Annotated in this window: 25 protein-coding genes; 13 read left to right on the top strand and 12 right to left on the bottom strand. The window is 62.0% G+C overall.

Going from position 1 to position 21,534, the window contains the following annotated elements; genetic code table 11:
• Window positions 1-55 precede the first annotated feature (55 nt).
• A complete protein-coding gene (locus tag SynBMKMC1_RS00200; RefSeq protein ID WP_186472274.1) occupies window positions 56-460 on the top strand; it encodes a DUF6554 family protein in 405 nt (134 codons plus the stop codon).
• The gene (locus tag SynBMKMC1_RS00195) at window positions 460-852 is read left to right on the top strand and encodes a hypothetical protein (RefSeq protein ID WP_186472273.1); all 393 of its coding nucleotides are present in this window, start codon (window positions 460-462) and stop codon (window positions 850-852) included. Before SynBMKMC1_RS00200 ends, SynBMKMC1_RS00195 begins: the two co-directional genes overlap by 1 nt.
• On the opposite strand, the gene SynBMKMC1_RS00190 is transcribed toward SynBMKMC1_RS00195, so the two are convergent.
• The gene (locus tag SynBMKMC1_RS00190; protein ID WP_186473255.1) at window positions 807-2,315 is read right to left on the bottom strand and encodes a DEAD/DEAH box helicase; all 1,509 of its coding nucleotides are present in this window, start codon (window positions 2,313-2,315) and stop codon (window positions 807-809) included. The genes SynBMKMC1_RS00195 and SynBMKMC1_RS00190 overlap by 46 nt on opposite strands.
• Before the next feature lie 252 nt (window positions 2,316-2,567).
• Between SynBMKMC1_RS00190 and SynBMKMC1_RS00185 the strand changes: the two genes are divergently transcribed.
• Window positions 2,568-3,002 carry an HNH endonuclease gene (locus tag SynBMKMC1_RS00185; protein ID WP_011931972.1) on the top strand — a complete coding sequence of 145 codons (435 nt, stop codon included), beginning with the start codon at window positions 2,568-2,570 and terminating at the stop codon, window positions 3,000-3,002.
• Here SynBMKMC1_RS00185 and SynBMKMC1_RS00180 read toward each other — a convergent pair whose 3' ends face one another.
• Window positions 3,003-3,215, bottom strand: coding sequence for a serine protease inhibitor (locus SynBMKMC1_RS00180; protein ID WP_255486234.1), 213 nt, complete (start codon window positions 3,213-3,215; stop codon window positions 3,003-3,005). It abuts the gene before it with no gap.
• A 54-nt stretch (window positions 3,216-3,269) separates the two neighbouring features.
• On the opposite strand from SynBMKMC1_RS00180, the gene SynBMKMC1_RS00175 reads away from it, so the two are divergent.
• Window positions 3,270-4,196 carry an SDR family oxidoreductase gene (locus tag SynBMKMC1_RS00175; protein ID WP_186472272.1) on the top strand — a complete coding sequence of 309 codons (927 nt, stop codon included), beginning with the start codon at window positions 3,270-3,272 and terminating at the stop codon, window positions 4,194-4,196.
• Here SynBMKMC1_RS00175 and SynBMKMC1_RS00170 read toward each other — a convergent pair.
• On the bottom strand, window positions 4,162-4,353 hold the full coding sequence (locus tag SynBMKMC1_RS00170) for a hypothetical protein (RefSeq protein WP_011931969.1): 192 nt from the start codon (window positions 4,351-4,353) through the stop codon (window positions 4,162-4,164). The two genes, SynBMKMC1_RS00175 and SynBMKMC1_RS00170, sit on opposite strands and share 35 nt — an antisense overlap.
• On the opposite strand from SynBMKMC1_RS00170, the gene pdxA reads away from it, so the two are divergent.
• Window positions 4,352-5,380, top strand: coding sequence for a 4-hydroxythreonine-4-phosphate dehydrogenase PdxA (gene pdxA / locus SynBMKMC1_RS00165; protein WP_186472271.1), 1,029 nt, complete (start codon window positions 4,352-4,354; stop codon window positions 5,378-5,380). The genes SynBMKMC1_RS00170 and pdxA overlap by 2 nt on opposite strands.
• On the opposite strand, the gene accB is transcribed toward pdxA, so the two are convergent.
• On the bottom strand, window positions 5,367-5,846 hold the full coding sequence (gene accB / locus SynBMKMC1_RS00160; RefSeq protein WP_186472270.1) for an acetyl-CoA carboxylase biotin carboxyl carrier protein: 480 nt from the start codon (window positions 5,844-5,846) through the stop codon (window positions 5,367-5,369). The genes pdxA and accB overlap by 14 nt on opposite strands.
• A 2-nt stretch (window positions 5,847-5,848) precedes the next feature.
• Entirely contained in the window at window positions 5,849-6,412 is a 564-nt protein-coding gene (efp, locus tag SynBMKMC1_RS00155; protein WP_006042657.1) for an elongation factor P, read from the bottom strand.
• A gap of 71 nt (window positions 6,413-6,483) precedes the next feature.
• On the opposite strand from efp, the gene SynBMKMC1_RS00150 reads away from it, so the two are divergent.
• Together SynBMKMC1_RS00150 and thiL are read left to right on the top strand one after the other, a co-directional pair.
• Complete coding sequence (locus SynBMKMC1_RS00150; protein ID WP_370593963.1) at window positions 6,484-7,563, top strand: peptidylprolyl isomerase; 1,080 nt, start codon at window positions 6,484-6,486, stop codon at window positions 7,561-7,563.
• 6 nt (window positions 7,564-7,569) lie between these two features.
• Window positions 7,570-8,556 (top strand): thiamine-phosphate kinase, encoded by a 987-nt coding sequence (gene thiL / locus SynBMKMC1_RS00145; RefSeq protein ID WP_186472268.1) that lies wholly within the window; start codon window positions 7,570-7,572, stop codon window positions 8,554-8,556.
• 63 nt (window positions 8,557-8,619) lie between these two features.
• Here thiL and gap read toward each other — a convergent pair whose 3' ends face one another.
• On the bottom strand, window positions 8,620-9,645 hold the full coding sequence (gene gap, locus SynBMKMC1_RS00140) for a type I glyceraldehyde-3-phosphate dehydrogenase (protein WP_011931964.1): 1,026 nt from the start codon (window positions 9,643-9,645) through the stop codon (window positions 8,620-8,622).
• A 231-nt stretch (window positions 9,646-9,876) separates the two neighbouring features.
• Here gap and murC point away from each other — a divergent pair, with 231 nt between their 5' ends.
• Genes murC through SynBMKMC1_RS00125 form a run of 3 tightly spaced genes read left to right on the top strand, consistent with a single transcriptional unit; the run spans window position 9,877 to window position 12,542 of the window.
• Window positions 9,877-11,268: a UDP-N-acetylmuramate--L-alanine ligase gene (gene murC / locus SynBMKMC1_RS00135; RefSeq protein WP_370593962.1), complete on the top strand. Its 1,392-nt coding sequence runs from the start codon at window positions 9,877-9,879 to the stop codon at window positions 11,266-11,268.
• Complete coding sequence (gene murB / locus SynBMKMC1_RS00130) at window positions 11,244-12,176, top strand: UDP-N-acetylmuramate dehydrogenase (RefSeq protein ID WP_186472267.1); 933 nt, start codon at window positions 11,244-11,246, stop codon at window positions 12,174-12,176. Before murC ends, murB begins: the two co-directional genes overlap by 25 nt.
• A gap of 24 nt (window positions 12,177-12,200) precedes the next feature.
• Complete coding sequence (locus SynBMKMC1_RS00125) at window positions 12,201-12,542, top strand: YbaB/EbfC family nucleoid-associated protein (RefSeq protein ID WP_011931961.1); 342 nt, start codon at window positions 12,201-12,203, stop codon at window positions 12,540-12,542.
• Here SynBMKMC1_RS00125 and rsgA read toward each other — a convergent pair.
• The 4 genes from rsgA to grpE are packed head-to-tail and all read right to left on the bottom strand — an operon-like array spanning window position 12,517 to window position 15,566.
• Entirely contained in the window at window positions 12,517-13,398 is an 882-nt protein-coding gene (gene rsgA / locus SynBMKMC1_RS00120) for a ribosome small subunit-dependent GTPase A (RefSeq protein WP_050815906.1), read from the bottom strand. The genes SynBMKMC1_RS00125 and rsgA overlap by 26 nt on opposite strands.
• Before the next feature lie 19 nt (window positions 13,399-13,417).
• The gene (locus SynBMKMC1_RS00115; protein ID WP_186472266.1) at window positions 13,418-13,660 is read right to left on the bottom strand and encodes a sulfurtransferase TusA family protein; all 243 of its coding nucleotides are present in this window, start codon (window positions 13,658-13,660) and stop codon (window positions 13,418-13,420) included.
• 2 nt (window positions 13,661-13,662) lie between these two features.
• Window positions 13,663-14,793 (bottom strand): molecular chaperone DnaJ, encoded by a 1,131-nt coding sequence (dnaJ, locus tag SynBMKMC1_RS00110; protein ID WP_186472265.1) that lies wholly within the window; start codon window positions 14,791-14,793, stop codon window positions 13,663-13,665.
• A 50-nt stretch (window positions 14,794-14,843) separates the two neighbouring features.
• A complete protein-coding gene (gene grpE, locus SynBMKMC1_RS00105) occupies window positions 14,844-15,566 on the bottom strand; it encodes a nucleotide exchange factor GrpE (protein ID WP_255486232.1) in 723 nt (240 codons plus the stop codon).
• A 95-nt stretch (window positions 15,567-15,661) separates the two neighbouring features.
• On the opposite strand from grpE, the gene SynBMKMC1_RS00100 reads away from it, so the two are divergent.
• The 3 genes from SynBMKMC1_RS00100 to SynBMKMC1_RS00090 are packed head-to-tail and all read left to right on the top strand — an operon-like array spanning window position 15,662 to window position 19,704.
• Window positions 15,662-17,347, top strand: coding sequence for a GspE/PulE family protein (locus tag SynBMKMC1_RS00100; RefSeq protein ID WP_186472263.1), 1,686 nt, complete (start codon window positions 15,662-15,664; stop codon window positions 17,345-17,347).
• A 10-nt stretch (window positions 17,348-17,357) separates the two neighbouring features.
• On the top strand, window positions 17,358-18,431 hold the full coding sequence (locus SynBMKMC1_RS00095; protein WP_186472262.1) for a type IV pilus twitching motility protein PilT: 1,074 nt from the start codon (window positions 17,358-17,360) through the stop codon (window positions 18,429-18,431).
• 16 nt (window positions 18,432-18,447) lie between these two features.
• On the top strand, window positions 18,448-19,704 hold the full coding sequence (locus tag SynBMKMC1_RS00090) for a type II secretion system F family protein (protein WP_186472261.1): 1,257 nt from the start codon (window positions 18,448-18,450) through the stop codon (window positions 19,702-19,704).
• Between the two features lie 21 nt (window positions 19,705-19,725).
• On the opposite strand, the gene SynBMKMC1_RS00085 is transcribed toward SynBMKMC1_RS00090, so the two are convergent.
• Together SynBMKMC1_RS00085 and msrB are read right to left on the bottom strand one after the other, a co-directional pair.
• Entirely contained in the window at window positions 19,726-20,925 is a 1,200-nt protein-coding gene (locus SynBMKMC1_RS00085; protein WP_370593961.1) for an NAD(P)/FAD-dependent oxidoreductase, read from the bottom strand.
• 34 nt (window positions 20,926-20,959) lie between these two features.
• Window positions 20,960-21,478: a peptide-methionine (R)-S-oxide reductase MsrB gene (gene msrB / locus SynBMKMC1_RS00080; protein WP_186472259.1), complete on the bottom strand. Its 519-nt coding sequence runs from the start codon at window positions 21,476-21,478 to the stop codon at window positions 20,960-20,962.
• Window positions 21,479-21,534 lie beyond the last annotated feature (56 nt).

The raw sequence follows: 21,534 nt of genomic DNA, 5'->3' as shown, positions 1-21,534 counted from the left end.
TGGACAGCGAATCAAGAATCGATACGTTGGCGCAGATCGCCTCAACTGTCTACCGATGGCCAGCCTTCCCATGCGCCTTGCTCTGCTGCTGCCCATGGCGGGGATGCTGTGGTCAGCGGCCCCAGCGCAGGCCGCAGCCAACGGTCCCGCCGGTAAGGGCGCGCAGGTTTACTGCTACATGCGCAGCAATGGCAACAACCACAACGTGAGTTGGGAAGCCTCCTACGCGCTGATCAAGCGCCAGGGGAGCGGTCTGTTCAAAACCTCGCCCGAACACGCCGCTGTGATGATCACCGAGGCCGTGGTGGAAGATCCCGGTAGCTTCCCTGACTGCGGCCAATACCTCGGCGATCTCTTCGGCGGATCCGGCCGTGCGTCTGCATCCACCAACACAACAAGCAGCAGCAGCGACAGTTCGGAGATTCCCAACTGGGATGCTGACGATCGTTACAGCTACTGATGCGGCTCGTTTCCGGTCTGGTTCTCGGCGGGTTGCTGGTCAGCTGCATGGGCTGCGGGAGGCCTTCCAATCCAGCCTCCTCAACCCAGGAGGCTGAAATCGGAGCTTCCGAGTGTCTGGAAAATCTGAATCTCGAGCGCTTGGATGCCGCCTTGGATCGCTGCAATGCGGTGGTTCGCGCCCACAGCCGCAATCCAGCTCCCCTGGTGGATCGCTCGTTGATTTTCAACCTGATGGACAGACCGGATGAGGCCTGCAACGACGTGGCCAAGGCCGCACGCCTGATCAAGAACGTTGAATTCCAACCAAAGCCCGACCCGCTGCTGCTGCATGAGCTGAGCGTGCGTCAGCAATCCTGCAAGCTGCGGGCCACCATCGCCGGCAACGACTGACGTTCAACGCTCACCCGTCGCGGGCCCATCAGCAGCTCGATGCGACTGGCCTTGCTGGCCACCAGTCCATCAACGAGCTGATCCGCTGGACCAAGCTGAAGCCAATGGCTCACGAGTTCCCCATCCATGCCCAGCCGATGGCAGCGATCCTCGGCCTGATCAACATCGCCAGGGGTCCAGGGGCGCTCCAACAGCACCACCTGACGGGCTCGATGAAGCGTGAATCCCAGACCACCGGCCCCGTAGGTCGCCAGCAGCAGATCGGTCGACCCAGCCTGAAATTGATCCACCGCTGTCTGACGCTCCTCCGGTTTCTGCCGACCGGTGAGCAAGGCTCCACCCAGACGTTGCTGCAACAGCACGAGGGGCGCCACAAAGGAGCTGAACAGCACCACGGATTCGCCCTGCGCCCGCAGCTGCTGCACGAGACGTTCAGCGGCCGGCAGCTTGAATTCCGCGGCAATCAAACGCAATGACGTCAGCACCGCGAGAGATTCAGCATCAGAACGCACCTTTCCGGCCTTAACGCGACGGCGATAGTCCTCCACCACCAACGCAAGACGGTGGTCCATGCCACGGGCTTGGTTGGGCTCCAGTGCCACAGGCAGAAAGGAGCGACGCTTCGGAGGCAGGCCCAGCACCTGCTGCTTGCGGCGATGCAGCACCAATGGCCTGGTGAGCCTGCGCAACTCCTCCAGACGGCTCGCTCCATCCACACGCCAGCGTCGCTGTCCACCGCGTTCGCTCCAGTGGCCCTGACAGAACATCTCCTCAAAGGAGCGCTGATCACGGGCGAGCGGATGGTCAATCGCAGCCAACAGGGGGTACAGCTGAATCGGTCGGCCATTGCGCACCGGCGTGCCCGTGAGCATCCAAATCGCACGCAGGCGCGGATGACGGGCTAAGCGCAGCAAAGCTTGGGTGCGCTGCGCCTGCATCGTCTGGGCGTAGTGCGCTTCATCCACCACCATGACGGTGCCCGCTTCAGGAAGTTCGCTGGGCAGCCGTGCCCAGCTGTGCAGACACAGCCCAAGATCAACGGCCGCCGCTTCCCGTTGCCAGTGGGGATGCAGACCCACCGGGGCGACAACCAGAAGGCGCAGAGGAACCACCCGCAGCAGCGCTCGCGCTGCCAGCAGCGCGGTGAGCGTTTTACCGAGCCCCATCTCGTCCGTGAGAAGCGCTCCCCGACGGGCGAGGAGCCAACGGGCACCGGATCGCTGATGGGGAAGAGGCTTGCGGCCATCGACCAAGGGTCGATTGAGATCAGCCTGGGCAATCAGCTCACGGTGATGGGGCAGAGGCGGCAGGGGGTGCCGGTGCCAATGCAACCAGCGCAGGAGCTCATCCTCCACACGAAAGCGGGCACCAAAACGCTCCAGCAAGGTCTCAGCCGCTGCGAGCGGGAATTCCCAACCGAGGGATGCACCGCGCCAGAGCCCGCGAGGACGGATGCGCCCCATTTGCGCATGGGTGACCGCATCGAAGGGATACGTTGCGCGCACAAGGCCCGATGGCGTTAACCCAAAACTGCAGCCAGGAGGAGATCCCGCCGTGGACCCAATTCAGCAGCCATTATCTTATGCCTTTCAGCGAGAGAAACAAGGGGGCAGACACCGTCCCCAAGCATTCACAACGAAATCGCCAAAATGCAGTCTTGAACACATTGACGATGGTGGTGGTCACGGCACACTTCAAGCAACCGAATGATTCGGATGCACAGCAGAGATGCAGTCTTTCTCGAAGATCTCTGTCCTAAATTACGTGTCCGAAGATGGCGTCAATCGCTTCATACTTATACCGGTAAAAGCTGTATTTATTGCGGCAAACCTTCTGAATCAATCGATCATGTATTACCGAGAAGTCGGGGCGGATTAAGCATCACCGAGAACTGCGTACCGGCCTGCTTGTCATGCAATGGCCACAAGTCGGATGCCGATGTCTTCGACTGGTACCGGCGTCAGCGTTTTTATGATCCACGCCGCGCCATGGCGATCCGCGCCTGGATGGATGGGGATCTGCGCCTGGCATTGCGCCTGCTGCAATGGGCCCAACCTGATCTTCAACAAGCAACAGCCGATTCCACCGATGCAGACCCGCTGTTAACCAATCAGCAGGACGACAACGACTGGGCCTTCCAGGTGGCCTGATCACCAAACCCGGCAGGCATCCACTGAATGGTGCTGTTGGCAGATAGAAGCTTGCTGCTCCGGCTGCTCTGGAGCTAACAGAAACGCTCCGCTCACCAATGCAGCAGCAGCGGCGGCCATCACGGCGCGCAGCAAGCCGGTGTCCTGACGAGCTGCGGCACGAGCCCTGCGGATCGGCGCACGACGCGGCAGCATGGAGTTCTGGGATGACACCAGGGAAAGACAAGATCCGGTCACGACTGAATGGCGAATAATACGTTTGTACTCATGCCTGAATCGCTTGTCAACCGCTGCAAGCCCCTCCCTGCTGGATCCAAGCTCTGCATCCTGGGCGCCGGGTTCAGTGGCGGCCGGCTCGCGGCCCTCGCTGCTGCCCTGGGGATCCCCGTGATCAGCACCCGGCGTAAACCCGCTCCAGGCAGCGGACACCTCACCTTCGACTCGGCAAGCGGACAGGGCCCCGATCCTCACCAGCTCGAGGGTGTCACCCATCTGCTCAACACCATCCCGCCCGATCGCGATGGCAACGATCCAGTGCTGACAACGCTCGGCGATCAGATCAAGCGATGGCCGCTGCGCTGGGTGGGCTATCTCTCCACCACAGGGGTGTACGGCAACACCGACGGAGCCTGGGTCTGCGAAAACGACCTTCCACAACCCAGCCAAGAGCGAAGCCGGCGACGGCTGGCGTGCGAGCAGGAGTGGCAGGCCAGCGGACTCCCCCTGCAGATCCTGCGCTTACCAGGAATCTATGGGCCTGGCCGCTCCCCTCTCGCTGCGGTCAAAGCAGGAACGTTGCAGCCGGTGGATAAGCCAGGGCAGATGTTCTGCCGCATTCATGTGGATGACGTGGCCGCGGCCGCCCTCCATCTCATGCACTGCTCCGCGCAGGGTCAGCATCCAGAGATCGTGAATGTGTGCGATGACGAACCAGCAGCGAGCGTTTCGGTGCACCGCTACGCCGCATCCCTGCTGAACTGCGAGCTTCCCCAACCCAAAGCGTTCGCCGAAGCCGAAGCCGGCATGAGCGCCATGGCCCGATCCTTCTGGGCAGACAACCGGCGGGTGAGCAACCGGCGCCTGCGTGAGGATCTCGGTTACGAGCTGATCCACCCGACCTACCGCAGCGGCCTGGCGCAATGCCTCGCGGTCGAGACCCTCAGGGAGTCGGGGACTGCGTCGTCTCAGGCTTAAACATGGGCAGTTCATGCAATTCAAGGGGCTGGTCGGGATCGATGAACGTCAGCCCAGCGTCATGGAGAAATTGGCTCCACTGAACCTCCAGCCATCCCTGCCTCAGAGCAGTTCCCAGGCCATAGAGCAGCAACCCGATCACCAGCCAGCGCAGCATGATCCCGCTCCATCAACGCACCGACGCTAATCAACATCTCGTGATCGCTTTAGGGGATCCCGCCGGAATCGGCATGGAAGTCACCCTCAAAGCCCTTGCCCATCCGCGTTGTCCAGAGGGCATGAAACCGTTGCTGGTGGGCTGCAGAGCCAGCCTCAAACGCACCCATCAACGCCTGCGCAACCTCACGGGCGTTCCCTTGGCGGATCCAGATGACCTGGACGTGGAAGACCTTCCGATCCCCGGCGGTCCCGTGAATCCAGGCGACGCGGGGGCCGCTGGTGGGGCAGCCGGATTCCGCTGGTTGAGTCGCGCTGTTGAGTTGGTCCAGGCAGGGCACGGGCGGGCCCTGGTCACAGCGCCGATCGCCAAGCACACCTGGCATGCGGCGGGCCATCCCTATCCCGGGCAGACCGAGCGCCTGGCCGAACTCGACAGAGCCGAATCCGCATCGATGCTGTTCACCGCCGTGTCACCCAGCACGGGATGGCGACTAAACACCCTTCTGGCCACCACCCACATCCCCCTGCAACAGGTGTCTCAAGCCCTCACACCAGCGCTGGTGCGCAGCAAACTGGAGACCCTGACCCGATTTTGCCAGCGCTTCAATCCATCACCCGAACTTTTGGTGGCCGGTCTCAATCCCCACGCCGGCGAGAAAGGCCAGCTCGGCAGCGAAGAAGAGCAATGGCTCACGCCTTTGCTGCATCAATGGGCGCAGGCCAACCCAACGATCCGGCTCAAGGGACCTCTGCCGCCGGATACCTGCTGGCTGAGTGCAGCGCAGGCATGGAGCCGCAGCGACGCGTCCGGACCAGACGGAATTCTGGCCTTGTACCACGACCAAGGACTGATTCCTGTGAAGTTGCTTGCCTTTGACCAGGCCGTGAACACCACCCTCGGCCTTTCGTTTCTGCGCACATCACCCGACCATGGAACGGGATTCGACATCGCCGCCCAGGGAATCGCGCGCTGCGACAGCATGCTGTCGGCCATCGAAGCGGCCTGGACGCTTAGCCAGGCTTGACGCGCATCAACACCTGACCGAATTCCACGGGGGTGCCGTTGTCCACCAAGATCTCCACCACTTCGCCGCTTAATTCGGCCTCCAGCTCATTCATCAGCTTCATCGCTTCGAGAATGCAGATCGTCTGTCCAGCAGCGATGCGGTTGCCGATCTCCACAAAGGCAGCTTCACCGGGAGCAGGAGCCCGGTAAAAGGTTCCCACCATCGGTGCCGTGACATCCACCAGATCCGAGCGGGTTCCTGCAGCGGCAGGAGGAGCAGCGGACGAAGACTCGCTGATCGACTTGATCTCGAGCGCCGGGGAGGGAGCGGCTGCAACGGGCACCATCTGGGGGGCAACAGCCGAAACAGGAAGATTGCGGCGAACCTCCAAACGGAAGTCGTCGCCCTCGAGACGGAATTCCTGAATATCGCTCTCTGCCAGCTTGTCGAGAAGCTGATTCAGCTGATCGTGGTCGAGGTGCATGGTCAGCTGTTCTCCCGACCCAAGTAGGTGTCGTTGCGGGTGTCGACCTTGATCTTCTCACCAATGGAAAGAAAAAGAGGCACCATCACTTGGGCACCGGTCTCAAGAATGGCGGGCTTGGTGCCACCGGTTGCGGTGTCACCTTTCACGCCGGGATCCGTCTCCTTGATCTCAAGCACAACCGAATTGGGCAGCTCCACCTCCAGGGGCTTGTCATTCCAGGAGACGACATTCACCTCCATGCCTTCCTTGAGGTACTTGCGGCTTTCTCCGATCTGCTTGGCAGACAGGCGCGTTTCCTCGTAGGTGCCCATGTCCATGAAGACATAGTCCTCACCTTCCATGTAGGTGTGCTGAAGCGTGGCTTTCTCGAGGATGGCCTGGGGCAGCATCTCGCCAGCGCGGAAGGTTTTCTCCACCACGTTGCCGCTCTGCACCGCCTTGAGCTTGGTGCGCACAAAGGCAGAACCCTTGCCTGGCTTGACGTGCAGGAACTCGACCACGCGCCAGACGGCACCGTCCAGCTCGATGGTGGTACCAGTGCGAAAGTCGTTGCTGGAAATCATTCCCGCTGAACGGTTCAGGGGATCATACGGCTGTGCCAAAGTCCTTTCAGCACCTGGGGTTCTCCTTGGCGATTCGGTTGGCTTTTCAGCGTTGGGGTACTGGCTTGCTCAGCCTTCTGATCGTGGTCGGCTTGCTTGGGGCCGAACCGGTCTGGGCCGGACTGCCCCAGGGCAATGCTGTGCAGGATCCCGCTGCGATCCTGCGGGATTCCCTGCCGATGGACCAGGAGGACCTGCGCGAACTGCAGCACCGCCTGGAAGGCACCAGCGATGATTTACGGGCCAAGCGCTGGAGCGCCCTCGGACGCACCATCAGCCGCAGCGAAGCGCTGCTGAACACGCGTTCCAACAACATTCTCAACGCCGTTCCCGACGCCGATCGCCCGCAGGCTGAACAGTTGCTCAACACGGTCAAAGACGGCCTCGTGCAACTGCAGGAACAAGTGGATGCCACGGACAAGGCAGGGTTCATCCAGAGCCGCCGGCAGACGTTGACCACGATCGGCGATCTCGAATTCCTGCTGATTGATGACCGGATCCCTGCCATTCCCGCGGAGTTCGATGACCTGCCCCGCCTCAATGGGCGAGCCACCGTGGTGATCAGCACCACCCAGGGCGATCTCACGGCCGTGGTGGATGGATACAACGCACCCCTCACGGCCGGCGCCTTCATCGACCTGAGCCTGAAGGGCTTCTACGACGGCCTTCCCTTCTCCAGAGCGGAAGACTTCTACATCCTGCAAAGCGGCGATCCCGAAGGGCCAGCCATCGGATATGTGGATCCAACCAGCAAGCAGGAACGGCATGTGCCCCTGGAAATTCGTGTACCCGGAGAGCCAGACACCTTCTACAACGAGACTTTTGAAGATGTGGGCCTGTACAAGGCCACGCCCGTGCTGCCCTTCTCCACCCTCGGTACCCTCGGCTGGGCCCATTCCGATCAGGCACTCGATGACGGCTCTTCCCAGTTCTTCCTGTTTCTTTACGAAGCGGAGCTCACCCCTGCCGGTCTGAATCTGGTGGATGGACGCAATGCCGCGTTCGGGTATGTGGTGGATGGCTTCGATGTTCTCGAGGAACTCAGCGTGGACGACCAGATCAACCGCATTGCGGTGGTGGATGGAGCCGATCGGCTGCAGGCCCACGCCTGATCGGCTGTGACGCAGACCCTGGCAGACCTGGGAGAAGCGGAATTGCTGCGGCGCTTGGCGCGCTTCGCCCCACCAGGTCAGTTCGACGACGACACCGCTCAACTGCAGCAGCCATCTGGGGATCTGCTGGTGAATACCGACGTGCTGGTGGAGACCATCCACTTCAGTGATGCGACCACGGCAGCGCTGGATGTGGGCTGGCGTGCTGTGGCCGCCAATCTCTCCGACCTGGCCGCCAGCGGTGTGGACCAGATCCTGGGAATCACGGTGGGGCTCGTCGCGCCAGGCCACACGCCCTGGAGTTGGGTGGAGGGTGTCTACCGCGGCATCGACTCCCTCCTCCAGGACAGTGGGGGCGTGCTGCTGGGGGGCGACTGCTCCCAGGGCCCCGCGAGGATGCTCTCCATCACTGCACTGGGCACGCTCGGGCCCTTGCGGCTGCACCGGTCCCAGGCCAGAGCTGGCGACTGGATCGTGGTGAGCGGAGCCCATGGTCTGAGCCGCCTGGGGCTGGCCCTGCTTCTCGAGGAGTCCTCGCTGCAGAGCGTCACCCTGCCGGAGGCTCTCAAAGAACAGGCGATCCAACAGCACCAGCGTCCACAGCCGAGGCTTGATGCGCTCAGGTCACTGGTGATGAGCAAGCCAGGGGGGCTTCCCTGGAGAGCCGGTGGAACCGATAGCAGCGACGGTCTGCTTCAAGCCATCGACTGCCTCTGCCGAAGCAGTGGCTGCGGCGCTGTTTTAGACACGACAAAACTGCCTCGGGCAGGAAGATGGCCCGAGGGTCCGCTCTGGCAACGCTGGTGCCTGAGTGGCGGAGAAGACTTCGAACTGGTGGTCACCCTCCCCGAACCCTGGGCGAAAGCCTGGATTGACGCGCAACCGTCCTGCCGGCAGGTGGGAGTGATCACCGATCAAGCCAAAGCGATCGTTTGGAGCCACGACAACGCACCGGTGGTCGCTGAGGGGTTCGCCCATTACGGAGCGACCTAGGCCATAAAAAATCCCCCCTTGGCAGGGGGGATCGAAACACGCAAGTCAGTGCGCTCTTCTGGATCACTTCCAGTTGCGGGCCACCACTTCGGCCAGATCCACCACGCGCTGGCTGTAGCCCCACTCGTTGTCGTACCAGGCAAGGATCTTCACCGCCTTGTCACCCATGGCGTAGGTGAGGTCGGCATCAAAAATGGTGGATTCGTTGGTGCCAGCGTAATCGGTGGAAACCAGGGGCAGGTCGCTGTACTTGATGATGCCCTTCATGCCGTTCTCGGAAGCGGCCTTGATCACAGCCTTCACCTCATCCACGGTTGTGGCGCGGGACGGACCGAAGGTGAGGTCAACAGCGGACACATTGGGGGTGGGCACGCGCATGGCGAAACCGGTGAGCTTGCCCTTCACCTCGGGGTAAACCAGAGCCACAGCCTTGGCAGCACCGGTGGTGGTGGGAACCATGTTGAGGGCAGCAGCACGGGCACGACGCAGGTCCCTGTGGCTGTTGTCGAGGATGCGCTGATCACCGGTATAGCTGTGAATGGTGGTCATCAGACCCCAATCCAAGCCGAAGCTCTGATCCAGAACCTTCACGATCGGAGCCAGGCAGTTGGTGGTGCAGCTGGCGTTGGAAAGGATTTTCCAATCTTCGTGGCGGTACTGATCGTCGTTCACACCCACCACGAAGGTGCCCACACCATCGCCTTTGCCAGGCGCCGTGAGGATCACCTTGCTGGCACCGGCTTCAAGGTGCATGCTGGCCTTCTCATCGGTGTTGAACACACCGGTGGACTCGATCACCAGATCCACACCCCAATCCTTCCAGGGGCAGTTGAGGGGATTGCGATCAGCGAAGAATTTGATCTCCTTGCCGTTGACGATCATCGTGTCGTCGGTGGTTTCGATCTGAACGCTGCGATCGATGTGACCGAGGATCGAGTCGTAGGTGAGGAGGTGGGCGCTGGTTTTGGGATCGGATGTGGAGTTCATCCCCACGATCTCGAGTCCGGTATCGGCTCCGCGGCTCAGCCAACCCCGCATCACATTGCGACCAATCCGGCCGAATCCATTGATCGCAACGCGCAGGGTCATAACAAAAGCGGGTGATCCGCTACTGGGTTTGGCCGCCGATCATACAGAAATCACGGGATTTAACTTGTTACGCAGGATTTTTTGATCACCATCAACCCAGAGCTACAAAGTTCCTGAACTGCTGGTCAGCTCGAAAAGCTGATTTATCGTGCGTGTTCCCGGTTGCGGTCATTGGTCTGCACGCTTGACATTCAATCGCCTGTGCACTTCATCGGTGCGGGCGGCATTGGTATGTCTGCGCTGGCGCGGATTCTGCTCAGCCGAGGCCATCGCGTCAGCGGTTCGGACCGCCGGCTGTCTCCCGCCATGGAGAGCCTCAAAACCGCAGGGATGGTGGCCTTTGAGTCCCAAGCTGCCGCCAACTTCCAGGCCTTGGATCGTCTGGATCGTTCCTCACCCATCGTGGTGATCAGCAGTGCCATTCCCGATCACAATCCTGAGTTGGTTGCCGCCAGAGAGCGGCAGCTCGAGGTGTGGCATCGCTCGGATTTACTCGCGGCGCTGATCGACCAGCAACCATCGATCGCCATCGCTGGCAGCCACGGCAAAACCACCACCAGCACGGTGGTCACCACCCTTCTTCATGGTGCAGGCGAAGATCCCACAGCTGTGATTGGTGGCATCGTTCCCTGTTACGACAGCAACGGCCATGCCGGCCAAGGACGCCTTCTGGTGGCTGAAGCCGACGAATCCGATGGCTCACTGGTGAAATTCAGAGCCTCTTTGGGTGTGATCACCAATCTCGAACTGGATCACACCGACCACTACCGCGATCTGGACGACCTGATCGCAACCCTTCAACGCTTCGGAGACGGCTGCAAACGCTTGCTTGCCAATCAGGACGATCCCATCCTCAGCGAGCACTTCCAAGCCGATGCCTGGTGGTCGGTCCAGCGCAGCGACAACGTGGATTTTGCAGGGTTGCCCGTGGCTCTGGAAGGCGATCGCACCATCGCCGACCTCTACGAACAAGGGACTTTTGTGGGGCAGATCACCCTGCCCATGCCCGGACTGCACAACCTGAGCAACACCATCGGTGCGCTAGCCGCCTGCCGCATGGAGGGTGTGCCCCTCGAACACTTGATCAGCCACCTCTCAGAGCTGAAAACCCCAGGGCGCCGGTTCGATTATCGAGGCGACTGGCAGGGCCGGCAGATCGTTGACGACTACGCCCATCACCCCAGCGAAGTGGCAGCAACACTGAACATGGCCAACTTGATGGTCTCCAGTGGTCGCAGCCCTCTGCCTCGATCACCGCAGCGGTTGGTCGCTGTGTTCCAACCCCATCGCTACAGCCGCACCCAGGAATTCCAAACCGAATTCGCCCGGGCACTGCTTTCCGCTGAACTGGTGCTGCTGGCTCCGATCTTCGCCGCCGGTGAAGCTGAAATGCCAGGGGTGAACAGTGAAGCGCTGGCCAGCGTCATGCAGGAGCTATCAACCCAGCAATCCGTTCTGGTGGCATCAACGATGGATGAGCTCGTCAGCCTCGTGAAGGAACACAGCCTCCCCGATGATCTGGTCCTGGCCATGGGTGCCGGTGATGTGAACAGCCTCTGGTCGCGGTTGTCGCAGTCTTCAAGCGAGGGTCAGGCGTCATGTCCACCGGCACTGGCAGCCTGACGGCTCTGCAGGATTGCGGTGTCCTGCAACAGAAGGTTCCGCTCGCGGAGTTCACCACCTGGCGCGTGGGCGGTCCGGCGCAATGGCTGGCTGAACCAACCAGCACCGAGCAGATCCCAGAGCTCCTGCAGTGGGCCAGGGAGAGACGACTCCCCGTTCACATGATCGGAGCGGGATCGAATCTGCTCATCGCCGACGGCGGCTTGCCCGGACTCACCCTTTGCCTGAGACGGTTGCAAGGCAGTGCGTTGAATGCAGACACGGGACGCGTGCGTGCCGCCGCTGGAGAGCCGCTGCCCACCCTGGCCAGGCGTGCTGCCAAAGCTGGCTTGCAAGGGTTGGAGTGGGCTGTAGGGATCCCCGGCACGGTGGGCGGTGCCGCCGTGATGAATGCCGGAGCGCAGGGAGGCTGCACGGCGGAACAGCTGATCAGTGTGGATGTGATCCGCTTCAGCGACGCACAACCCAGCCTCGCCACCCTCAGTCGGGACGAACTGGCGTTCAGCTACCGCCAAAGTGCCCTGCAAAGCAACCGGCACCTGGTGGTGGCCGCCGAATTTCAGCTCGAACCCGGTCACGACCCGGCCGAACTGCAACGCCGCACCAGTGGCAACCTCAACCATCGCACCTCCACCCAGCCCTACAAACTGCCCAGCTGCGGCAGCGTCTTCCGCAACCCCGAACCGGAGAAAGCCGGGCGGCTGATCGAATCCCTTGGGCTCAAAGGACGGTCCATCGGTGGTGCCCAGGTGTCTGAGCTTCACGCCAATTTCATCGTGAACACTGGCGATGCCTCAGCGAACGACATCCGCGCCCTGATCAGCCTGGTGCAAGGCGAAGTGATGGAGGCCAAAGGCATTGCCTTGCATCCAGAAGTGAAACGGCTGGGCTTCGAGACACCCGATTAACCTTCCAGTTCCTTCAGCAGTTCCATGGCCGGTTTCGGACTTCCCAATTTCGGACAGCTCACCGAAGCCTTCCGCAAGGCCCAGCAGATCCAGCAGGACGCCCAGAAACTGCAGGAAGAGCTCGATGCCATGGAAATCGAGGGCAGCAGTGAGGACGGTCGAGCCAGCATCTGGCTCTCCGGCAATCAACAACCCCTGCGCGTGAAGCTGGATCCGAGTCTGCTGAACGAGGGCCAAGACACTGCGGAAGCAGCTGTTCTCGCTGCTCTCCAATCGGCCTACGAACGCTCCACCGCCACCATGAAAGAGCGCATGCAAGATCTCACCGGAGGCCTCGATCTCAACCTCCCCGGGATGGGCGGCTGATCCCCAGGAGTTCCTCCACCGCTCCGCGATAGAACCCATAGCGCTCCCAGTCGCGACTGACTCCACAGCCCGGTTCATCGCGATGGAGACAATCGCGGAAGCGACAGGGATGAATGGTGAGCTGGTCCCGGAGTTCCGGGAACAGCACTTCAAGATTGCGGGCATCCCCAGGCAGGTCCGGTCGGTTGAAGCCGGGTGTATCCGCCACACGGGCGCCTGGGCTGAAGGGGTGCAGCTCCACATGCCGCGTCGTGTGCCGGCCCCTCTGCAGCCGTCCCGACACAGCGCCGACCCGCAGGGCCAGACCTGGCAGCAAGGCATTGATCAGCGAACTTTTACCCACCCCTGAAGGGCCGCAGAGCACGGTGATGGCCTGAGACGCGAGTACGGCGCGCAACGGATCCAAACCGAGGCCTGTCTGGACCGACACCATCACGGGGGCATAGCCCCAGCCCTCCAGACGCTGCTTCAACGCCAGCTGCTGCTCAGGCGCCAGAAGGTCGCACTTGGTGAGCACCAGCTGCACCTGCAGACCGGTCTGTTCCGCAGTGAGCAGAAAGCGACTGGCCTGATCGGCATCGAACGCAGGCTGCTCCGCAGCCAAAGCAACGAGCACACAGGAGGCATTGGCGACCGGAGGCCGCACCAGGAAACTGCTGCGGGGTTCCACGGCGGACACAACAGCACGGGCCTGGATTGGATCGATCGCCTCCACCGTGACCCGATCCCCCACATGCACAGCAGCACCGCGATGGTTGAGCCGGGTGCGACGGGTGCAGAGAAGACGGGCTGGCGTGCCGGGCGATGGGGCATCCAGTTCCACCTCCAGGTAGTTGGCCTGGAGCGCCACCACCATGCCGCCATCGGGTGCAGCCTCACTCACCGCTGCAGATCACCAACAGGCGGACCCGATCAGGCCCCAGGCGTTCCACCGTGACCCCATGGCCATCCCGGCGCAGACCGGGCACCACCATCTCTTCAGGTTCACCGGGATCGAGATCCACCTGCAGGCACTGCCCTGGGGCGAGGGATTCCAAGGCAAGCCGGCAGCGGATGAAGTTGAGCGGACAGGGCGTTCCGCACAGATCCAGCACCTGATCAGGCTGGAGGACTGCCATGGTCAGCGCTGCCCGAAGAGCCGCGCGAACAGTCCGCTCTTGTGATGGTGATGCTGTTCCCCTCTGGCGGAGTGGTGTCCAGCGAGCTCCTCGAGCAAACCGCGCTCCTCGTCGTTCAAGCGGGTGGGAAGTTTCACGGTGACGGCAACCCGCTGATTGCCCCGAGCCACAGGGTTACCCAATTTGGGAATGCCCTTGTTCTCGAGGGTGAGCACGGCATTGGGCTGCGTACCAGCAGGAATCTCCAGGCTGGTGGGGCCATCCACCGTCTCCACCTCAATCCTGTCACCAAGGATCGCCTGCAGGTAACTCACCTTCACCTCAGACAGCACGGTGAGGCCATCGCGCCGCAGCGTGGGGTGGGACTTAACGGTGAGGAACACGTACAGATCGCCGGAGGGGCCACCACGGAGGCCCGCGTTGCCCTCACCGGCGACCCGCAGACGCGTGCCCGTGTCCACACCCGCAGGAATATTGATCCGCAGCTTTTTACGAACCTGCACCACACCCTGGCCACCACAGGCGTTGCAGGGGTCAGCGATCACCTGACCACTGCCGTTGCAGGTGGGGCATTCCGCCACCTGGGTGAAGCTTCCAAAGGGGGTGCGGGTGGCACGGCGCACCTGGCCGACCCCGCCGCAGGTGGAACAGGTGGTGGGACCACTGCCGCTCTTGGCCCCACTGCCTCCGCACGTGGTGCAGGATTCCAGGTGGGGCACACGAATCTCCCGTTCCTGGCCGAACACCGCCTGATCGAAGTCGATCGTGAGGTCGTAGCGGAGATCGTCCCCCTGCTGGGGGCCGCGGCGACGCTGCTGACGGGCTCCGCCGGCGGCACCACCAAAGCCACTGAAGAAGGTTTCGAAAAGGTCAGCGAAACCGCCCATGTCGCCCATGTCGGGCATCCCGGCGGCACCACCGAGTCCGGCCTCACCGAACTGGTCGTAACGACCGCGTGTTTGTGGATCGCTGAGCACCTCGTAGGCCCGACCGATCTCCTTGAAGCGGTCTTCAGCCCCAGGCTCCTTGTTGATATCCGGGTGGTACTGGCGAGCCAGACGGCGGTAGGCACGCTTGAGGGTGTCGGCGTCGGCATCCCTGCTGACACCGAGAAGCTCGTAATAATCGGCCATCAGCTGGAAATCCCGAAGGTCACAGTAAGGGGAGGAGTCTGATCATTGGCTCAACCGTTGCCATCGCCGGAACCGCTGTCCTCAGCGGGAGCATCCGCCGCTGGTGCTTCGGCAGGCTGAGAAGAGGCGCCATCCTGCGGGCCTGGGCCCATGGACACTTTCACCATGGCGTGCCGCAGCACCTTGCCGTTGAGGTGATAGCCGCGTTGCAACTCCTCGATCACCACATCTTCGGGATGGGCATCGCTGGGCTCCCTGAGAACCGCTTCATGCAGGGTGGGGTCGAACTCCTGACCCACCACGCGCATCGGAGCCACACCAAGCTGCTTGAGCACATCAACCAGCTGCTTGTAGAGGCCCTGATAGCTGCGGTGCAGAGCCTGAGCTTCCTCTCCCTGGGGATCGAGTTGCTGGCGTGCGCGCTCGAAATTGTCGACAACAGGAAGAATCTCGCTCAGCGTGCTGCAGGTGAGCTGGATCTTGAGATCATCCTGATCCCGGCTCTGGCGCTTGCGGAAATTGTCGAAGTCGGCAGCGATGCGCATGTACTGCCCCCGCAACACATCGTGTTCGTCGCGCAGGGTGGTGTGCTCCCGCTCCAGTTGCTCCAGGCGAGCCTCGTTGTTACCGGTCTGAGGGGAAGCCTCAGCCGCCGAGCCGGGATCGGAAGCCGAGGGGGTCTCGAGAGGATCATTGGGCGTCTCTGCAGGCTGCTGCCCGTCGGCAACGACCTGGGCCGGATCCTGCTCAGGGGTGGAGGCGTCGCCACTCATGCTGACCGGTTGCGAATTCACGTCTAGACATGTTGATAGGTGAGGTAGGCCTCCCACAAGCGGCGGAAGCCCGCACCTTTTGGATTTGATGTGCTGTGAGTGACGATCGCCGCCGACTGGAGCTGGAACTGCTGCTGAAACGCACCATCCCAGGCACCCTCAGCAGCGCCGACAAACCGGATCTTCTGAACGATTTGACAGCGCTGGGACTGGATCCGAAGCGCCACGGCGAGCTCACAGCCACCCTGAGCAGCCTTCTCGAACCAGCTCCGGCAGAAGCACTCCAAGAGCAGAAGCAAGAACAACAGCAGGAACACGCGCAAGCTCCTCAGCAAGCACCGGAGAGCATTGCCGACACCGCCAGCTCCTATCTCGCGGAATTCAGCGTGGACGGAGTGCTGGAGGACGACCCCGATGAGGCCGAACTGCAGTCGTCTTCGATCGTGGATCTGGAAGACGGACTGAACGATGCCGATCGTTCACCGGTGATCAATCTCGTGGACCGGATCCTGATGCAGGCGCTGCAGCTGGGAGCCAGCGACATTCATGTGGAGCCCCAGCAGGCTGGCTTGCAGTTGCGGTTTCGCCAGGACGGCGTGCTGCAAACCAGCATCGAGCCCCTGCCAAGCCGTTTGGTGCCAGCGGTGACCTCACGCTTCAAAATCATGGCGGATCTGGATATCGCCGAGCGCAGGGTGGCCCAGGACGGGCGGATTCGGCGCAGATTCCAGAACCGCACCGTGGACTTTCGGGTGAATTGCCTACCCAGTCGCTTCGGGGAGAAGATCGTGCTGCGACTGCTGGACAGCTCCGCCACCCAACTGGGCCTGGACAAGCTGATTACCAGTGAGACAACGCTCGACACCGTGCGGTCCCTGGGCTCCAAACCCTTCGGCATGATCCTGGTGACCGGACCCACCGGATCGGGGAAATCGACCACGCTCTATTCCCTGCTGGCCGAACGCAACGACCCTGGAATCAACATCTCCACGGTGGAAGATCCGATCGAATACACCCTCCCCGGCATCACCCAATGCCAGGTGAACCGAGAGAAAGGGTTCGATTTCAGCCAGGCGCTGCGGGCCTTCATGCGCCAAGACCCGGATGTGCTGCTCGTGGGCGAGACCCGCGACCTGGAAACGGCCAAAACCGCCATCGAGGCAGCACTCACCGGTCACCTCGTGCTCACCACCTTGCATTGCAACGACGCACCCAGCGCCATCGCCCGACTGGATGAAATGGGCGTTGAGCCCTTCATGGTGAGCGCGTCGCTGATCGGCATCGTTTCCCAACGCCTGCTGCGGCGTGTCTGCCCCGACTGCCGCCTTGCCTATCACCCGAAAGCTGAGGAGCTCGGGCGGTTCGGCTTGATGACCAGCAATGAAGAGGGCGTGACGTTCTTCAAGGCCAATCACCGCGAGGGACATCCGGACGCTTGTCCCAGCTGTCAGGGCAGCGGCTACAAGGGCCGGGTGGGGGTGTACGAGGTGCTGCGCATGAATGAAGTGATGGCCGCTGCAGTAGCCAAGGGAGCCACCACCGACATGGTGCGCCAGCTGGCCCTGGAATCAGGAATGAAAACGCTGCTGGGCTACAGCCTCGATCTCGTGCGCGAAGGACGCACCACCCTGGAGGAAGTGGGCCGCATGGTGCTCACCGATGCCGGCCTGGAGTCCGAACGGCGGGCCCGAGCCCTGAGAACGCTCACCTGCAGCGGATGTGGTGGCGGACTTCAGGAAGGTTGGCTGGAATGTCCGTACTGCCTTACCCCACGCCATTGAGGGCTGCGTCATGGAAGTGATGATCGAAGACCTGATGCAGGAGCTGGTGGAAGCGGGCGGTAGCGACCTGCACATCGCCAGCGGTCAACCCCCTTACGGCCGCTTCAGCGGCCAGTTGCGGCCCATGCGCGACGAGCCCCTGATGGAAGAAAGCTGCAACCGGCTGATCTTTTCCATGCTCAACAACAGCCAGCGCAAAACGCTCGAGCAAACCTGGGAGCTCGACTGTGCCTATGGACTCAAAGGCGTGGCCCGCTTCCGGGTGAACGTGTATCGCCAGAAGGGCAGCTATGCGGCCTGTCTGCGAGCTCTTGGCAGCAAAATCCCCAGCATCGAGCTGCTGAATCTGCCCCCCGTGGTGGTGGAAACCAGCAAACGACCCCGGGGATTGGTGCTCGTGACCGGCCCGACTGGGTCAGGCAAAACCACCACCCTCGCGGCCCTGCTGGATCACATCAATCACAGCCGCGCCGAGCACATCCTCACGATCGAGGATCCGATCGAATTCGTTTACAAAAGCGATCAGAGCCTGGTGCACCAACGCCAGCTCAATGAAGACACCCGCAGTTTCGCCAATGCACTGCGAGCAGCCCTCAGGGAAGACCCCGACGTGATCCTGGTGGGAGAAATGCGCGATCTGGAAACCATCCAGCTGGCGATCAGCGCTGCTGAAACCGGGCACCTGGTGTTCGGCACCCTGCACACCAGCTCAGCGGCCCAAACCGTGGACCGCATGGTGGATGTGTTCCCCCCCGCGCAACAAACCCAGATCCGCGTGCAACTCTCAGGGAGCCTGGTGGCGGTGTTCTCCCAGACCCTGTGCCGCCGCAGCAACCCGGCGCCTGGGCAATTCGGTCGGGTGATGGCGCAGGAAATCATGATCAACACACCGGCCATCGCCAATCTCATCCGCGAAGGAAAAACCGCCCAGCTGTATTCGCAGATTCAGACCGGTGGCGAACTGGGCATGCAGACCCTGGAGAAGGCTCTGGCGGATCTCGTCAGCCGAGGAGACATCAGCCTGCAGGAAGCCAGAGCCAAAGCCAGCAAACCATCCGAACTGGATCGGCTCGCGGCCGGTTGAGGCGCTGAGGATCGCGATGGCCAAATTCACCGCCAGCTACACCTCCGCCACCGGTCAGTCGCGCTCGATCACGATCCGGGCCAGCGATCTCCAGACAGCGCGCAAGCAACTGCGCCGCCGTGGCATCAAGGCCACGGAGCTGAAAGCCACAGAGACATCAACAGGAGCACAGCCAAAAGAGGCGAAGAACAGCGCAGGGATTCTGTCCCTGGATCTCGGGGAACTGTTCCAGAAGCCCCCCGGCGTGAAAGACAAAGCGGTATGGGCCAGCAAGCTGGCCGCGCTGGTGGATGCCGGCGTACCGATCGTGCGCAGCCTCGATCTGATGGCCACCCAGCAGAAGCTGCCGATGTTCAAGAAGGCGCTTACCGCGGTGGGATTGGAAGTGAACCAGGGCACAGCCATGGGAGCTGCCATGCGCCAGTGGCCGAAGGTGTTTGATCAACTCACCGTGGCCATGGTGGAAGCCGGCGAGGCGGGCGGCGTGCTCGATGAATCACTGAAGCGCCTGGCCAAACTTCTGGAAGACAACGCCCGCTTGCAGAACCAGATCAAAGGAGCCCTGGGCTACCCAGTGGCCGTTCTGGTGATCGCGATTCTGGTGTTCCTGGGAATGACCATCTTTCTGATTCCCACCTTTGCGGGGATCTTCGAAGACCTGGGGGCCGAACTGCCCTTGTTCACGCAGCTGATGGTGGACCTGAGCAAACTGCTGCGCTCTTCGGCAGCACTCGTCTTCGCTGGAGTGCTGCTGGTGGGGATCTGGCTGTTCAGCCGCTACTACGCCACCCACAAGGGCCGCCGGGTGATTGATCGCCTGATGCTCAAAGTTCCGCTGTTTGGCGACTTGATCATGAAAACCGCCACCGCCCAGTTCTGCCGAATCTTCAGTTCACTCACCCGCGCTGGCGTACCGATCTTGATGTCGCTTGAGATCTCCAGCGAAACAGCAGGCAACTCCATCATTTCCGACGCCATCCTGGAATCGCGCGGCCTGGTGCAGGAAGGCGTGCTGCTGAGCACGGCGCTCACCCGCCAGAAGGTGCTGCCGGAGATGGCCCTGAGCATGCTCTCGATCGGCGAGGAAACCGGTGAGATGGACCAGATGCTCAGCAAGGTGGCCGACTTCTACGAAGACGAGGTTTCGGCATCCGTGAAAGCGCTCACCTCGATGCTGGAACCCGCGATGATCGTGGTGGTGGGCGGCATTGTGGGCTCCATTCTGCTGGCGATGTACCTGCCGATGTTCACCGTGTTTGATCAGATTCAATAAACAGAATCAACAATCTCGTCCCTATCGATCCGCTGGATCAACTCCTGCAATCGCCATCCCCGCCAGCCAGCCGCCGCTCCAGCAGGCCTGGAAATTGAAGCCGCCGGTCACTCCATCCACATCCAACAACTCACCAGCCAGATACAAACCAGGGCAGCGGCGGCTTTCCATCGTGGCCAGGTTCACCTCACCGAGATCCACACCGCCAGCCGTTACAAACTCCTCTCCAAAGGGACCACGTCCCTGGATCTTCAGCCGCTGCGCGCAGAGAATCTCCAGCAGCTGACGCTCGGCCTTCAGCGGCAGATCTGCCCAGCGCCGCTCCGCCTCCACACCAGCCAATGCCAGAAAAACCTGCCACAGACGACGCGGCAGGTGATCCAAAGGCTTGGCCGCTGACACGGTGCGACGAGCCTGCTCCAGCCGCCACTGCTGCAAGCGCTGCTCCACCCCGGAGCGGCCCAGCCCAGCACTCCAATCCACCTTCAGATCACCCTTGTAGTGGCTCTGATGCAGAGCCCGGGCCGCAAAAGCGGACAGCCTCAACGTGGCCGGTCCACTCAAACCCCGGTGGGTGATCAGCACCCGGCCGGTCTGGCGAAAGCGCTGATCACCCAACTTCAGATCCAGGCCCACATCATCCAGGGCGATGCCGCTGCAAGCGCTGAGCTCCCGGGCCTGCAGCGAGAGGCTGAACAGCGACGGCACCGGTGGCACCACCTGGTGACCCAGCGCTGCAGCCAACTTGCGGCCACTGGGATGACCGCCGGTGGCCAGCATCACGCTGCGGGCTCGCAGGGGCTGCTCCAGGCCGCGACCCTCTACCAGAAACCCACCTTCAGGATGGAGCGTGATCTGCTGCACCATCGCCCGCATCTGCCATTGCACCTCCGCGGCAGCGGCCGCCTGCTGCAGGCAGCGGATCACCGCTTCCGATCGGTTCTCCTGGGGGAACAGGCGTCCGTCGGGCTCCTCCACCAGGGTGAGACCCCGTTCATCAAACCAGGCGATCGCATCACCACAGGCGAAGCGACTGAACGGACCACGCAAGGGTCTGCTGCCACGAGGGTAGTGGCTGGCCAACTCGCGCGGATCCCAGCAGGCATGGGTCACATTGCAGCGACCGCCCCCACTGATGCGCACCTTCTGCAGGGGCTCCGGGGTGCCTTCGAGCACCAGAACCCGCTCCAGACCCTGCTCGGCAGCGGTGATCGCTGCCATCGTTCCGGCAGGACCACCACCAACAACGATCAGATCAAGCAGGCTGGAAGCGCAGGGCAACGCCGTTGTTGCAGTAGCGCTTACCGGTTGGCCGGGGGCCGTCATTGAACACATGGCCCTGGTGTCCGCCGCAGCGGCTGCAGTGGTATTCCGTGCGCGGAACGATCAGTTTGAAATCTACTTTCGTAGCGATCGCACCGGGTAGAGGCTCAAAGAAACTGGGCCAGCCGGTGCCACTGTCGAACTTGGCGTTGGAGGAGAACAAGGGCATGTCGCAACCGGCGCAGTGATACGTGCCGGTTCGCTTCTCGTTGTTCAACGCGCTCGTGAACGGACGTTCCGTGCCCTCCTTGCGCAACACCGAATAGGCCTCCGGTGTGAGGCGCTTCTTCCAGTCTGCGTCCGTCAGATCCCAGGCCGCATCCGAGGCTTTGGAAGCCGCCAACACCCGATCTGGAGCCCTGAACACGCCAAACAAACTCGCTGCCATCGCCACCATCAGGGACCGGCGGCTCAACAACCACTGCTCAACGGTGGGAGTCATCGCTGTCATCTCAGCTGTGTTCCATCCGTTCTAAGCAAACCGAACCCCAGGGACAGGCACCATGG

It is taken from the genome of Synechococcus sp. BMK-MC-1 (assembly GCF_014279955.1).
Lineage (GTDB): Bacteria > Cyanobacteriota > Cyanobacteriia > PCC-6307 > Cyanobiaceae > Synechococcus_C.
The sequence above is the reverse complement of the archived record's forward strand: the minus strand, read 5'-3'. Positions and strand labels throughout refer to the sequence as shown.